Below are 14,811 nucleotides of genomic sequence, written 5' to 3' on the forward strand. Positions count from 1 at the left end.
CCGTTTAGGACCCCGTCCCGCCCTCGCTGAGCGATGAGCCAGTCACCGATGGCAAGAACATCCCGGTAGCTGTGACGCGGGTCACCGGCCGTGATGCACGGTGCGTGGCGGTTTGCGGACGCGGCGGGGTGTCCGCATGCGGTCACGAACCCGCGCGGCCTCCGGCGCGTCCCGTGGTGACCGAGCGGTCAGTGGGACGTGCGCGGGAGCGCCGGGAGCGCGTACATGCGGAGCAGCCCGCGCCGCAGGGCGGGCAGCTCGTGCGCCTGGCCGCAGCTGATCCGGCTGTAGAGCACCTCGTGGACGCCGCCGACGATCACCTCGGCGGCCAGCTCCGGCTCAGGGAAGTCGGGGTACATGTCCAGCAGGTGCTCCACCACGATCGTGCTGAAGTGCTGCTTGATCCGGTCGCGGCGGGCCACCGCCTCCGGCCCGGCCGCCAGCACCTCGACCACGCCCATGCGGGCCGCCAGCGGCTCGGCGGCGAGGAGCTCCAGCAGCGCGCCGAGGCCCGCGCGCAGCCGGGCGTCCGGCTCCCGCCGTTCCGCCGCGGCGTCGTCGAACGCCGCCACCATCCGCTCCGCGATCGAGTCGAACGCCGCGAAGAACGCCTCTTCCTTGTTCCGGAAATGCTCGTAGAACGTCTTCTTGGAGATCGCGGACGCGCCGACGATCGCGTCGATCGTCAGCTGCGCGTAGCCCTTGCCCCCGACGATCTCGGTCACCGCGCGCAGGATGCGGGCGCGCTGGTTGCTGGCGACGTAGTCGCGCGACAGCCGATGCCGGCCCGACGGCAGCTTCGCCGCCTCGCCGGCCGCCCGCCGCGCCGGATCCCCCCGATCGCCGTGTCCCATGATCCGCCCATCGCGTCCGGTAACGCTCCTGACGGCCGATTCTACGGCGCACCCCCGAGGGGGCCTCGTCACGATTGCACGGAGTCGACCGCGGGACCGGTCAGCAGCGACACGACCGGGTTCGGTTCGCGGGCGCGGAGCACGGCCTCCCTCGCGGCCGTCGTGCGGCGGGAGCGCCACCGGTACGCGGCCTGCCGGTGGAACCGCGCGATGTGCGCGGCGGCCGGGCGCGACCGGCCCGACAGCCCGTACCCGTGCCGCTGGAGCCGCGCCGCGAGGACGTGCTCGACCAGGTCGGCCTCCCAGTCCTCCAGCCGCCGCGCCCACGCGCCGACCACCGCGCGGTTCGGCGCCTCGTGGGTGCGCAGGTGCCACCGGCGCTCCTGCGGGACGGTCCGGCGCGCGTGGTGCTGCGGCTCGGCCATCGCCGGGTCGTACTCCTCGCCGAGGAACGCGCACAGCCGCTCCAGCTCCCGCTCGGGGGCCTCGACGAGGTCCTCGTACCGGAACTCGTAGAAGGAGCCGGGGCCGAGCCGGGCGCCGAGCCGGCGGCCGATGTCGACGGCGTCCCGCCAGGTCAGCGTGGCGGAGAACAGGTCGCCGTCGTACCACGGCATCTGAAGCAGCGAGCTGACGGCGTCCCGGCCGTCCCGGATGAGATGGACGAACTGCGCGTCGGGGAACATCCGCCGCAGGGCCCCGACCCGGCGGATGTAGCTCGGCCGCTTGTCGCCCCAGCGCGGCTTGCCGTGCTCGCGGGCGTAGGCGCGGAACACGGCCGCGACCGCCGACCCGAGGGTGGGCGGCGCGGCGGCGATCTCCTCGACCGTCGCGTCGGGGTCGAGGCCCAGCACCTTGAACTTCGTCGTGCGCCCCTTGGCGATCCACTCGCCGAGCGCGCGGCGGTTCTCCTCGCGTTCGAGGTCGCCGAAGCCGTGGCGGGCGTCGTAGGCGGTGTGGACGAACCGCGTCTCGGACGGCAGCGCGATCCGCCGGTGGCAGTGGAGCATCTGCTGCAGCAGGGTCGTGCCCGAGCGCGGGCATCCGACGATGAAGATCGGCCGGTGGGACGGGGTCGTCATACCCGGCCAAACTACGCCGCGGACCTGAGGACGAGGTCCAACGAACCTCCAAGTTGACTGAAAGTCTTGTCGACGGAACGCGAGCATCCCGACACACTGCGTGACGAAATTTATTGAAATATTGCCATTCGGTAAGTAGTGCGCTAACCTAACTATCGGTGTGCCGGGAAGTCTGGTCGGCGAGACGGAAGAGCTGTCTTGCGACCTGGAGAGGTATGACCCGGCACTTTCTCATGTATGCCGCCATCACGCCGGCAGGTTCCTTCGGTCTGCGGGTCTCCGCGCTCGCGACCGCGTTCCCGGATAGCTGAGCCCGCTCACCCCGCATTCGTGTCCACCTGACCGGACGTCCATTCGGGCGCTCCGACGGTCCACCTATGTCCCGAGGCGGAAGCGTGCTTTCTCATGGGCGAATTCTTTGATGTCGCGCTCGGTTTCCCGACGGCTCTGTTCAGCTTCGCGCTGCTCGTCGTCGCCGGATACTGGGTGCTCGTGCTCGTCGGCGGCCTGGGCGTCGACCTCCTCGACGGCGGCGACGCCGACGGCGGCGCGGACGGCGCGGACGGCGGCGCCGGCGGGCTGCTCGCGGCGGCGGGCCTCGGCGGCGTCCCGGTCACCGTGGCGCTGTCCCTGCTGATCGCCTTCACCTGGTTCGCGAGCCTGGCCGGGGCGGCGGCGTCCGAGGCCGCGGCCCTGCGGGTGCTGCTGGTGCCCGCGGCGGCCGCGGTCGGCTGGGCCGCCGCGCGCGCGGCCGTCCTGCCGCTGCGCCGCGTGTTCCGCGACGCCCCCGGGACGTCGCTGCGCGAGTTCGTCGGCCTGCCGTGCGTCATCCGGACGGGACGCGTGGGCCCGGACTTCGGGCAGGCGGAGGTGACGGCGCCCGACGGGTCCACCGCGCTCGTCCAGGTGCGGCGGCCCGCGGCGGACGTGCCCGTGGCGGGGGCCGCCGAGGGCACCGCGCTCACCGCGGGGAGCACCGCGCTCATCTTTGACTACGACGCGGACGGACACTTCTTCTGGGTCATGCCGCACGATTCCCTGCTCGATCCTCCCGCTCTTTGACCATCCCCCCGCACCCACTTTTCCCCCCACCCGAGAGGGATCACTGATGGATGCCATCACCGTCGGGGCGGGCGTGCTCATCGCGCTCGTCCTGCTCATCGCACTCGCCATGCTGTTCCTGGTCACCCGGCTGTTCCGCAAGGTCGACCAGGGCCGGGCACTGATCATTTCCAAGCTGCGCAAGGTGGACGTCACGTTCACCGGCGCGGTCGTCCTGCCGGTCCTGCACAAAGCCGAACTCATGGACATCTCGGTGAAGACCATCGAGATCGAACGGACCGGGCGGGACGGCCTGATCTGCAAGGACAACATCCGCGCGGACATCCGCATCACGTTCTTCGTCCGCGTGAACAAGACGGTCGAGGACGTCATCAAGGTCGCGCAGGCGATCGGGACGGAGCGGGCGAGCAGCCAGGAGACGCTGCAGGAGCTGTTCGCGGCGAAGTTCTCCGAGGCGCTGAAGACCGTCGGCAAGCACCTCGACTTCGCCGACCTCTACGTCCGCCGCAACGAGTTCCGCGACCACATCATCCAGGTGATCGGCACCGACCTGAACGGCTACAGCCTCGAGGACGCCGCCATCGACTACCTGGAGCAGACGCCGCTGCTGTCGCTCGACAAGTCGAACATCCTGGACGCCCAGGGCATCCGCAAGATCACCGAGCTGACGGCGATCGAGCACGTCCGCACGAACGAGCACGCCCGCAACGAGGAGAAGGAGATCACGCGCCAGAACGTGGAGGCGCGCGAGGCGATCCTGGAGCTGGAGCGCCGCCGGACGGACGCCGAGCTGCGGCAGGAGCGCGAGATCGAGACGGTCCGGGCGCGCGAGCAGGCCGAGATCGAGCGGGTCAAGGCCGAGGAGCGGCTGCGGGCGCAGACCGCGCACATCCGGACGGACGAGCAGCTCGGCGTGCAGCACGAGAACCGGGACCGGGAGGTCGCGGTCGCCGCGAAGAACAAGGAGCGGGTGCTCGCGATCGAGAGCGAGCGGATCGAGAAGGACCGCCTGCTGGAGGTCATCGCCCGCGAGCGCGAGACCGAGCTGACCCGCATCGCCGCCGACAAGGAGGTCGAGGGCGAGAAGCGGGAGATCGCGAACGTGGTCCGGGAGCGGATCGCGGTGGAGCGGACCGTCGCCGAGCAGGAGGAGGAGATCAAGCGGCTGCGCGCGGTCGAGGAGGCCGAGCGGGCGCGGCAGGCGACCGTCATCCGGGCGGAGGCCGAGGCGCAGGAGAACCTGGTCAAGGACATCAAGGCGGCCGAGGCGGCGGAGGCGGCCGCGCAGCACCGGGCCCGCGAGGAGCTGGTGCTGGCCGAGACGCGGCAGCAGACCGCCGAGCTGGACGCGCGGGCGAAGATCCGGCTGGCCGAGGGGGTGCGCGCGGAGGCCGCGGCGGCGGGGCTCGCCGAGGTCGAGGTCCGCGACGCCGACGCGGACGTCATCGAGAAGGCCGGGCGCGCCGAGGCGGTCGTCGCCCGCGAGCGCGCGGCGGTCGAGGCGGAGCGGATCCGCGAGAGCCTCAAGGCGGAGGCGGAGGGCCTCACCGAGAAGGCCGGGGCGATGGCCGCACTGGACGACGTCACCCGCAAGCACGAGGAGTACCGGCTGCGGCTGGAGACGGAGAAGGAGATCCGGCTCGCGGGCCTCGACGTGCAGCGGCAGGTCGCCGAGGCGCAGGCCGCGGTGCTCGCGACCGGGCTGGAGGGCGCCGACATCAGCATCGTCGGCGGCGAGACCGCGTTCTTCGACCGGGTCGTCGGGTCGATCGCGCTGGGCAAGAGCGTGGACGGCTTCGTGGAGAACTCCGAGGTCGCGCGGTCGGTCGCGGGCCCGTGGCTCGACGGGACGGGCAGCCCGGTCGACGACCTCGCGCGGGTCCTCGGGTCGCTCGGCGCGGACGGCGTCCGCGACGTGACCCTGTCCGCGCTGCTCATGCGGCTGATCGCGGCGGGCGGCCCGCAGGCCGCCGGGCTGTCGGACCTGCTCGACGCCGCGCAGCGGCTCGGCGTCGCCGACGCGCCGCTGGCGAGCCCGAACGGGAGCGACCTGACGGTCGGCGCCTGACCGGTACGGCTTGACGGCGCGGCGGGCCCGCCCCGGCACAGGGGCCCGGGGCGGGCCCGCCGCACACGACGAGGGGAAGGGGACGCGTGAGCGAGGAAACCGGCGGGACCACCGGGACCGCTGCGGCCGGCACCGCGAACGGCGCCGCGAACGACGCCGCGAACGACGGCACCGCGAACGACGGGACGGCGAACGACGCCGCGACCGGCGGCACGGCGATCGACCACGGGACGTACGAGGTGCTGCGCGCCCGGCTCGCCGAGCACGCGGGCGAGCTGGCGCGGCGCGCGGAGGCGCTGAACGCGCGGCGGCTGGAGGTGTTCGGCGGGGGCGGCTTGCGGCTCGCGGGCACCGAGCGGGTCCGCACGCCCGCCGCCCGGGTGCCGCGCGACGTCGTCGCGGTCGGCGGGACGCTGCTGCTCGGCGGCGCCCCCGCCCCCGGCGCGACGTCCGAGACCGCGCCCGAGGACGTCTTCTCCCTCCACACGCTCGTGCCGGGCGGCGACGGCGACGCCGGGCCGGCGTTCGCCGAGTCGGGGACCGTCCCGGGCCTGCTGGACGATCCGCGCTTCCGCCGCGACTTCGCCGACATGTACCGCTACTACCGGCAGGCGCGGCTGCTGCGGCTCCGCCTGCTGGACGGCCGCCTCCTCGCGGCGTTCCAGACCGGCCCGCGGCTGTCCGACCTGCGCGTCCTGCGCTGGCGGGTCGCGCCGGACGGCGCCGTCGCTTACGAGGACAACCACGGCGAGCGCGCCGACCGGTCCCCGCCCGCGCACGACCCGTCGAAGCCGGTCGAGTGGACGGAGGCGACCCGCGACGACCACGTGCCGGGGCGGCGCCCGCACATCGCGGTCCGGGACGCCCTGCACGTGTCGACGGTCGGCGGCTCCCTCACCGTCGCGACGCCCGACGGCACCGAGGTGTTCGCCGAGCCCGTGGACGAGCCGCTGCAGAGCCTCGCGGACGCGGACGTCCGGCACGCGCGGGTCGGCGCGCTGATCCTGCTGCGGGTCCGGCCGTACAACGAGACGGCGTGGCGGCACCTGGTGTTCAACACCCGCACGCACGACGCCGTCCGGCTGGACGGCCTGGCGGGCGCGTGCCGGCGGCTCCCCGGCGACGACGGCGTCGTGTTCCCGGGCGGCTTCCTCCTCGACACCGGCGCCGCCAAGACGTTCGACACCGACGTGACCGGCCTGGAGTACGAGCGGACGATCGCGTCCCCGAACGGCGAGGACGTCGTCTACGCGTTCTGCTCGCGCGCCGACGGGCGCACGCTGCTGCTCCCGTACAACGTGATCCGCAAGGAGGTGGCGACGCCGATCGACTGCCGCGGGTACGCGCTGTTCGACGACGGGACGCTGGTGGTGCTGCGGGCGTCGTCCGGCGACCCGGCGCGCGTCCACCCGGTGCAGGTGTGGCGGACGCCGCTGGTGTCGGACGACCACGCCGCGGCGCAGCCGGTCGGGACGGGCCCGCTGGAGCGCGTCGGGAACGCCGACCTGGTGCGGGGCGTCTCGGAGTGCCTGGCGGTGGTGCGGATGGTGGGCGAGATGTCGCCGTCCGCGGCGGTGTTCGAGGCGCTCATCGCGGCCTGCACCCGCACCGCCGACCTGCACCACTGGCTCGCCGACCCGGACCTGGGCGGGCTCGACGGGCCGCTCGCGGACGTCCGCGCGGCGGCCGTCCAGGTGCTGGACGAGTACGCGAACGTGCGGGCGCTGACCGCCGAGGCCGACGCCGCCGTCGCCGAGGCGGACGAGCGGGTGCGGGCGCTGCTGCGCCGCGTGGCGGCCGAGCCGCCCGCGACGGCGGACGGCTGGGTGGCGCGGCTCGCCGAGCTGCGCCGCGTGCAGGGCCGCCTGGAGTCGCTGCGCGAGCTGCGGTACGCCGACGCGGCGCGGATCGACGAGCTGGCGGACGCGGCGTCCGGCGGGCTGCGGGAGACCGGGCACGGCGCCGTCGCGTTCCTCCGGGACGCGGACGCGTTCACCGGCTACCACGCCGAGGTGGAGCGGATCGCGGAGGCCGCCGCGGGCATCGCGACCGCGGCCGAGGCCGAGCCCCTCGCCGACCTCCTCGCCGCGCAGCACGAGGGACTCGACGTCGTCACGGAGGTGGTCGGCGACCTCGACGCCGCCGACGCCACCGCCCGCACCGCGATCCTGGAGCGGGTCGGCGAGGTCCTCGGCGGGCTGAACCGGGCCCGCGCCGTCCTGGACGGCCGCCGCCGCGACCTGCTGGCCCGCGAGGGCCGCGCCGCGTTCGCCGCCGAGCTCGCGCTGCTCGACCAGACCGTCGCGGGCGCCCTGTCCGCCGCGACGACCCCCGAGGCGTGCGACGACCGGCTCGGCCGGCTGATCCTGCGGCTGGAGACGCTGCAGGCCCGGTTCGCCGACCTCGACGACTTCCTGGCCGAGCTGGAGGCGAAGCGGACCGAGATCGGCGAGGCGTTCTCGTCGCGGCGGCAGACGCTGCTGGACGAGCGCGCCCGCCGCACGGAGCGGCTCGTGGCGTCCGCCGACCGGATCCTCGCCGGGGTCCGCCGCCGCGCCGCCGCGCTGCCGTCGCCGGACGAGGTCAACGCGTACTTCGCCACCGACGCCATGGTCGCGCGCCTCCGCGCGATCGTGGACGAGCTGCGCGACCTGGACGACGCGGTCCGCGCGGAGGAGCTGGAGGGGCGCATCGCGTCGTCCCGGCAGGAGGCCGGGCGGGCCCTGCGCGACCGGCTCGACCTGTACGACGGCGACACGATCCGGCTGGGCCGCCACCGGTTCGCCGTCAACACGCGGCCCATCGAGCTGACGCTCGTCCCGCACGGCGACGGCCTCGCGTTCGCGATCACCGGGACCGGGTACCGGCGCCCGGTGGACGACCCGCTGCTCGCCGACCCCGAGCTGCGGGGGCAGACGCTCGTCTCCGAAACGCCCGACATGTACCGGGCGGAGTACCTGGCGACGTCCCTCCTCGCCGAGACCGGGGCCGCCGAGCTGCGGGCGGCCGCCGCGTCCGGGGGGCTGCTCGACCTCGTCCGGGCGGCCGCCGCCGACCGGTACGGCGAGGGCTACGAGCGCGGCGTCCACGACCACGACGCCGCCGCGATCCTCGGCGCGCTGCTGCGCCTGCACGACGGCGCGGGCCTGCTGCGCTACCCGTCCCGCGCCCGCGCGAACGCCCGCCTGTTCTGGGCGCACACCCCGGACGCGTCCGGCTGGGCGACCCGCGCCCGCTCGCTCGTCCGCGCGCGGGACGCGTTCGGGCACGACACCGTCTCCGGGCTCGTGGCGGAGCTGGCGCCGGCCGTCGCGGAGTTCACCGACCGGATCGGGCTGCCCGCCGACCCGCTCGCCGCCGAGTACCTGGTCGAGGAGCTGGCGACCGCACCGGACGGCTTCGTCACCGCCCCGGGCGCGCGCGAGCTGCTGGCGGGCCTCGGCCCGCACCGCGCCGGCCTCGACGCCGACCTGGCCGCCGTCGCCGACCTGCGCGCCCGCGTGCAGCTCGCCGCGACGTGGCTCGGCGCGTCGGTCCCCGGCGACGACCCCGACCTCCCGGAGGCCGTCGCGGCGCTGCTGTCCGACGTCCCCGGCTACGACTCCGCCGCCGCGCTCACCGCCACCGTCGAGGACCTCCTCGGCACCCATCCGCGGATCGCCGACCGCCGCCTCGACCTGCGCCTCGACGAGATCCTCGCCCGCGCGCACCGGTTCCGCGCCCACCGCGTCCCGGCGTTCCGCGAGCACCGCGAGCGGCGCGACGCGCTGCTCGCCGCCGAGGCGGACCGGCTCGGCGTCGCCGGACTGCGGCCGCGCGCGATGAGCTCGTTCGTCCGCAACGGCCTCGTCGACGAGGTGTACCTGCCGCTCATCGGCGACAACCTCGCCAAGCAGCTCGGCGCCGCCGGGGACGCCGACCGCACCGACCGGATGGGCCTGCTCCTGCTGATCTCCCCGCCCGGCTACGGCAAGACGACCCTCATGGAGTACGTCGCCGACCGCCTCGGCCTCGCCCTCGTCAAGATCGACGGTCCGGCGCTGGGCCACCGCGTCACGTCCCTCGACCCGGACGCGGCGCCGGACGCCACCGCCCGCCGCGAGCTCGAGAAGATCCACTTCGCGCTCGGCATGGGCGACAACACGCTGCTCTACCTGGACGACGTCCAGCACACGTCGCCCGAGTTCCTGCAGAAGTTCATCCCGCTCTGCGACGCCCAGCGCCGCGTCGAGGGCCACGACCTGCGCGGGAAGCGGTTCGCGATCTGCATGGCCGGGAACCCGTACACCGAGTCGGGCACCCGGTTCCGCATCCCCGACATGCTGGCGAACCGCGCCGACGTCTGGAACCTCGGCGACGTCCTGTCCGGCAAGGACGAGCTGTTCGCGCTCAGCTACATCGAGAACGCGCTCACCTCGAACCCCGTCCTGGCGCCGCTCACCGCGCGGGACCGCGCCGACGTCGCCCTGCTGCTCCGCCTCGCGTCCGGCGACCCGTCGGTGCGCCCCGACCGGCTGTCGCACCCGTACCCGCAGGCCGAGCTCGACCGGATCCTCGCCGTCCTGCGGCTGCTGGCGGCCGCGCAGTGCGTCGTCCTGGCGGTGAACCGCGCGTACATCGCCTCCGCCGCGCAGGACGACGCGTCCCGCACCGAGCCCCCGTTCCGCCTCCAGGGCTCGTACCGCGACATGAACAAGCTCGCCGAACGCATCGTCCCGGTGATGAACGACGCCGAACTCGACGCGGTGATCGACGACCACTACCGCGGCGAGGCGCAGACCCTCACGTCCGGCGCGGAGGCGAACCTGCTGAAGCTCGCCGAGCTGCGCGGCACCCTGACACCCGCGGAGGCCGCGCGCTGGGCCGAGGTCAAGGAGGCGTACCGGCGGTCCCGCACCCTCGACGCCGAGGACCCGACCGTCGGCGCCCTCCTGCACCTCGCCGACCAGGTCAGGGCCCTGCGGCCGGACCGTCCGGACGGCTACGGCTTCCTCGCCGCTCCCCCGGCGCAGGACACCGGCGGCGGCTCCGGCCACGGACCGGGCTCGGGACGCCACCGCGTCACCGGCACCACGCCCGGCTCCAGCAACTCCAGTCCCTCGAAGTAGCCCGCGATCCGATCGGTGCTCCGCGGCGTGTAGGGGACGCCGCCGCTGCGGCCGTTGTGCCGCTCCAGCGACGCGACGTAGGCGGGGTCGGCGGTGCTGCCGTCGTAGGCGGCCAGGTAGCTGCCGGACGGCAGCGCCGCCGTCAGCCGCCGGACGATCGAGCGCGCCTCGCCGTAGTCCTCGATCAGTCCCAGGATGCCCATCAGCAGGAGGGCGACCGGCCGGTCGAAGTCGAGCGTCCGGGCGGCCTCGTCCAGGATGGCTCCGGGGTCGCGGACGTCCGCCTCGATGTAGTCGGTGGCGCCCTCCGGGCTGCTCTTCAGCAGCGCCTGCGCGTGGACGAGCACCAGCGGGTCGTTGTCGACGTAGACGATCCGGGACGCGGGCGCGAGCCGCTGCGCGACCTCGTGGGTGTTGTCCATGCAGGGCAGCCCGGTGCCGATGTCGAGGAACTGCCGTATCCCCGCCTCCCCGGCGAGGTGCCGCACCACCCGCGTGAGCATGTACCGCGAGTGCCGGGCCATGTCGACCATGCCGGGGAAGGTCGCGAAGATCCGGTCGCCCGCCTCCCGGTCGACGGGGTAGTTGTCCTTCCCGCCGAGGAGGTAGTTCCAGATCCGCGCCGAGTGCGGCACGGTGGTGTCGACTCCGGGGTGCGAGCCCATGGTCCGCATGCTCCTTCCCGCTCTTCGCGTGGCGGCGCCACCCGTGTGGAAACGTCGCTCACATGGAAGCACGGACGTACGCGTGGAGCGCGTCCCGGACGAACGCGGCGCCCTCCGCTCCCCCGTACGTCGCGGCGAACTCCGGGGTCTCGACGTAGGTGTCGCCGACGCAGCGCACCATCGCGGCGGCGCGCTCGCGGTCCCCGTCGGCCGTCGGCGTCCCGGGGATCGCGCGCAGCCAGTCGACGTGCCGGGCCGCGATCCGCTGCGCCCGCGCGGACGCCGGGTCCGCGCCGTCCCGCCACGCCTCGACCCACGCCGCGACCAGCGCGTCGGTGTCGCGCTTCCACGCGACCTGCTCTTGCAGCGTCTTCCCGTGCCACCACTCGTTGCTCTCCCGGAACGCCCGCTCGCCCCACCGCGCGACGACCTCGTCCCGGTACGGGTCGTTGAACCCGTCGAGCATCGTCTCCATCGACGGGTCGCGCCCGGCGGCCCGCGCGTCGAGGGTGTGCCGGACCGCCGCGATCCGCCGCTCCAGCCGGGCCCGCTCCCCTTCCAGCAGCCCGATGTGCTCGCGGAGCGCGGCCTCCTCGTCGGCCCGCCGGTCCAGCACGTCCGCGATCACCGGCAGGGCGAGGCCGAGGTCGCGCAGCAGCAGGACGGCCTGGAGCCGGACGAGCGCGTCCGCGTCGTAGTACCGGTAGCCGTTCTCCCCCACCCGCGACGGGCGCAGCAGCCCGATCTCGTCGTAGTGGCGCAGCGTCCGGCTGGTGACGCCGGCCTTGGCCGCGACCTGCTGAATCGTCCACTCCACGGTGCAACGATGTCACGTGGACGCGCGCCGCCGGTAACGCTCCCGCGCCAGCCCGTGGGCCGTGCCGAGCAGCTCCCGCACCGCGGCGTCCGTCCGCGCGCCGGGCTCGACCACGGCGAGCCAGCCGAGTTCGCCGTAGACGGGGTGCGCGAACACGGCGTCCGCCGTGCCCGGATCGGGGCCGCCGGTGCCCGGGTCGCGCGGCGCCCGGCCCGTCCACCGCACGAACGCGTCCTTCCCGGCGGCGATGTTCACCCGGAACGCGCCGGGACGGTTCAGCCGCGACGCCTCGTCCTCCGGGTAGTCCTTGGTCACGATCGTCGCGAACGGCTGCGCCGCCGCCGGGACGACCCCCTCGGGCGAGTAGTAGAAGAACGCGTCGCCCCACGCGATCTCGGGCGTCCCGTCGCCCGGACCGGGCTTGACGGCCAGCACGCCCTCCATCCCTTCGAGGAATGCGATGATCTCGTCGATGCTCATGCCTTCCAGCGTTACATTCAAGTGGTTGTGGAGACTTCGAGGCGTGAACAGCCAGGTGGAGCGACAGAAAGTCGCAACTTGCTGCGTACGGCCGACGTGGCGCGGCGCGCCGGGTACTCCGTCCAGCAGGTGCGCAACCTGGAGCGGGACGGAGTGCTGCCCCCGGCCGCGCGCACCCCGTCGGGATACCGGGTCTACGGCGAGGTCCACGTGCGCTCCGCGCTGGCCTACCGGGCGCTCGCGGCGGGCACCGGGCCCGTCGAGGCCAAGCGGATCATGCGCGCCGCGCACGCGTCCCCCGCGGACCTGCTCGCCCTGCTCGACGCCGCCCACGCCCGCCTCCACACCGAGCGCCGCCAGGTCGCCGAGGCCAGGGCGGCCGCCGAGGCGATCGCCGCCGAACCCGTCGCGGACGTCCGGCCGTCCGACGCGATGGGCGTCTCCGAACTCGCGGACGCGCTCGGCGTGCGCCCCTCGACGCTGCGGCACTGGGACGCCGAAGGGCTCGTCGTGCCCCGCCGGACGCCCGGCGCCGCCCGCCGGTACGCGCCCGGCGACGTCCGCGCCGCACGGATCGTCCACCAGCTCCGCTCGGCCGGGTACCGGATCGCCGCGCTGCGCGCGCTGATGCCGGAGCTGCGGCGGGCGCGGCGGTGGGACGAGGTGATGGCCGCGCTCGCCGACCGGGACGCGAGCATCGACGCCCGCTCGGCCGCCCTCCTCCGCGCCGCCGCCGCGCTCGCCGCGCTCCTCACTCCGTGACGATGTAGTCGCCCTCGAACTCCTTCGTCCATGCGAGGGCGGCTTCCCGCTCGGCCTCGCGCTGCGCGGTGAGGACGATCCGGTTCCCGTCGGGGTCGTCGATCGTCAGATCGGACGTGAACCACGGGGTGTCGGCGGGCCCCTCGACGCGCGCGCCGTCCGGCAGCGCCGCCCGCAGCGCGGCCGCGAGTTCCGCGAGGTCCTGCCCGCCCGCCTGGAAGCTGACGGTCGCGCTGCCCGCCCGCGGCTCGCCGGGGACGATCAGGATGTCCTGGTACTTCATCCGCCGCAGGTGGATCACCGCCGGACCGCCGTCCGGCCCGGGAACGGTCGCCAGGGAGACGAAGCCCGCCGCGTTGTAGAACGCCTCGGCGGCGGCCAGGTCCGCGACCTGGAACGTCGCGAACATCGGCATGGGGTAGATGGTGCGGTCGATCTCTGGAGTGCTCATGCCGCCGCACGCTAGAAGTTGACGTAGCGAGAAGGTCAAACGCGTTGCGGACCGCCCCGGCACACCCATGAGCCCGACCTTCGGCGGCGGCCGCACCATCGCCATGAAGCTGCCCAAGGCGCAGTTCGACCGCACCGTCGCCTCCTACCGCGTCGCCCCTCTGACGCCCGTCAGGCGGTCAGGCCCTCGTAGTACGCGCGGTGGGCCGGGTAGTAGTCGTCGAAGGACGGCGCGGGCGTCCCGGCGACGGAGGCGGCCAGGAAGTCGAGGTAGTACTCCCAGCCGGGGCCGGTCGACGCCACCTCCGTGTCCGGGTCGAGATGGTGCAGGAACGTCAGCGTCGTCACCCCGCCGTCCTCGGCGAGCCGGGCCTCCAGGTGCCAGCGGCCGTACTCGTCGACGGCCTCGACCTCCAGCCGGTGCGGCGGCTCGCACGCGATGATCGTCAGGTCGCTCTCCGGGCCGCCCTCCTCGTGGACGAGCGTGATCCGGACGGTCGCGCCCGGACGGCCCTCGCCGCGCCAGTGCGCGAACCAGCGGGCCGTCCGGTCGGGCTCGGTGATGCTCGCCCAGACGTCCTCGATCGGCGCCTTGAACGTGCGGACCATCTCCAGGTCGGTGCCGGTCGCCGCGGCGACGAGGCGTCCGGTGGGCGTGGGACTCATCCTGTGCTCCTCTTCGGTTCCTCCGCGGGCGCTCCGCCCGCCGGCGGTCGGGCGCGGCGGTCGCGCCGCGCCCGGTGGACCTCGGTCTCCAGCGCGTCGAGCCGCCGCTCCCAGACCTGGCCGCGGACGGCGTCCAGCCACGCGTCGATCTCGCTCAGCGGGCCGTGCTCGGCGCGGTAGTGGCGCTCGCGGCCGACGAGCTCGGCCGTGATCAGGCCCGCCTCGCGCAGCACCCGCAGGTGGCGGCTCACCGCGGGGCGGCTGATGTCGGGGAACGCGGCGGCCAGCGCGCCCGCCGTCCGCGGCCCGTCGCCGAGCAGCACCACGATGCGCCGACGCACGGGGTCGGCCACCGCATCGAAGACGTCCATGGGTATACGTAACCATCGTGTTACGCGTTTGTCCAGTGCGGCGGAACCGCCGCGCCGGCGGCGGGCGGCCGGCCGCCGCCATAAAGACCGGGCAATTGCCACCAAATAGCGCATATCTCCCTTCTTGGTGCATTAGTTATCAACTCCCCGCTATGCATTGATCACCGCCGGTACCTGTGGAACCCTTACCGATGCCCTCTTAGCGGACGGCGACGTGGCGCGGCCCGGCGTGGCGCGCGGAACGGCCGCCGCATGTGCCTGTACCCCGATGCCCGACTGGAGAAGGCGACTGTGACGCGACGCCGGGTCCCCCGCTGCGCGACCGTGCCGGCGACGACCCCCGAAGCCCGCCGGTGAGGTGGTGGAGGCGCGGAGGAGCGGCGGCGCGTCACAGTCGCCTTCTCCAGTCGGGCATCGGGGTACAGG

11 protein-coding genes and 1 pseudogene are annotated in these 14,811 nt (G+C 74.2%); 4 read left to right on the plus strand and 8 right to left on the minus strand.

All coding sequences use genetic code 11. From position 1 onward, the window contains the following. Positions 1-188: 188 nt before the first annotated feature. Together DMH08_RS13505 and DMH08_RS13510 are read right to left on the minus strand one after the other, a co-directional pair. A complete protein-coding gene (locus DMH08_RS13505) occupies positions 189-854 on the minus strand; it encodes a TetR/AcrR family transcriptional regulator (RefSeq protein ID WP_051300593.1) in 666 nt (221 codons plus the stop codon). A gap of 68 nt (positions 855-922) precedes the next feature. After that, positions 923-1,936 carry a sulfotransferase family protein gene (locus DMH08_RS13510; protein WP_125614238.1) on the minus strand — a complete coding sequence of 338 codons (1,014 nt, stop codon included), beginning with the start codon at positions 1,934-1,936 and terminating at the stop codon, positions 923-925. Positions 1,937-2,341: 405 nt separating this feature from the next. Here DMH08_RS13510 and DMH08_RS13515 point away from each other — a divergent pair, with 405 nt between their 5' ends. The 3 genes and pseudogenes from DMH08_RS13515 to DMH08_RS13525 form a co-directional block, all read left to right on the plus strand. Beyond that, entirely contained in the window at positions 2,342-2,998 is a 657-nt protein-coding gene (locus DMH08_RS13515) for a hypothetical protein (protein ID WP_125614240.1), read from the plus strand. A gap of 46 nt (positions 2,999-3,044) precedes the next feature. After that, on the plus strand, positions 3,045-5,066 hold the full coding sequence (locus tag DMH08_RS13520; protein WP_026402271.1) for a hypothetical protein: 2,022 nt from the start codon (positions 3,045-3,047) through the stop codon (positions 5,064-5,066). A 218-nt stretch (positions 5,067-5,284) separates the two neighbouring features. Then, positions 5,285-10,018: pseudogene (locus DMH08_RS13525) on the plus strand (DNA repair ATPase); the annotation flags it as partial. Between the two features lie 29 nt (positions 10,019-10,047). Here DMH08_RS13525 and DMH08_RS13530 read toward each other — a convergent pair. From DMH08_RS13530 to DMH08_RS13540, 3 genes are read right to left on the minus strand one after another with little or no spacing between them, the layout of a single operon-like run. Next, complete coding sequence (locus DMH08_RS13530; protein WP_125614243.1) at positions 10,048-10,839, minus strand: SAM-dependent methyltransferase; 792 nt, start codon at positions 10,837-10,839, stop codon at positions 10,048-10,050. A 58-nt stretch (positions 10,840-10,897) separates the two neighbouring features. Beyond that, a complete protein-coding gene (locus tag DMH08_RS13535) occupies positions 10,898-11,656 on the minus strand; it encodes a MerR family transcriptional regulator (protein WP_125614246.1) in 759 nt (252 codons plus the stop codon). Positions 11,657-11,668: 12 nt separating this feature from the next. Next, complete coding sequence (locus DMH08_RS13540) at positions 11,669-12,136, minus strand: DUF6194 family protein (RefSeq protein ID WP_125614249.1); 468 nt, start codon at positions 12,134-12,136, stop codon at positions 11,669-11,671. Positions 12,137-12,214: 78 nt separating this feature from the next. On the opposite strand from DMH08_RS13540, the gene DMH08_RS13545 reads away from it, so the two are divergent. Next, the gene (locus DMH08_RS13545) at positions 12,215-12,898 is read left to right on the plus strand and encodes a MerR family transcriptional regulator (protein ID WP_233617569.1); all 684 of its coding nucleotides are present in this window, start codon (positions 12,215-12,217) and stop codon (positions 12,896-12,898) included. Here DMH08_RS13545 and DMH08_RS13550 read toward each other — a convergent pair. From DMH08_RS13550 to DMH08_RS13560, 3 genes are all read right to left on the minus strand, one after another. Next, positions 12,888-13,349 (minus strand): VOC family protein, encoded by a 462-nt coding sequence (locus DMH08_RS13550; RefSeq protein ID WP_125614251.1) that lies wholly within the window; start codon positions 13,347-13,349, stop codon positions 12,888-12,890. The two genes, DMH08_RS13545 and DMH08_RS13550, sit on opposite strands and share 11 nt — an antisense overlap. Positions 13,350-13,519: 170 nt before the next feature. After that, on the minus strand, positions 13,520-14,014 hold the full coding sequence (locus DMH08_RS13555) for an SRPBCC family protein (protein WP_026402276.1): 495 nt from the start codon (positions 14,012-14,014) through the stop codon (positions 13,520-13,522). Next, entirely contained in the window at positions 14,011-14,385 is a 375-nt protein-coding gene (locus DMH08_RS13560; protein WP_026402277.1) for an ArsR/SmtB family transcription factor, read from the minus strand. Before DMH08_RS13560 ends, DMH08_RS13555 begins: the two co-directional genes overlap by 4 nt. Positions 14,386-14,811 lie beyond the last annotated feature (426 nt).

The organism is Actinomadura sp. WAC 06369 (genome assembly GCF_003947565.1).
In the GTDB taxonomy this organism is placed as follows: Bacteria; Actinomycetota; Actinomycetes; order Streptosporangiales; family Streptosporangiaceae; genus Spirillospora; species Spirillospora rifamycini.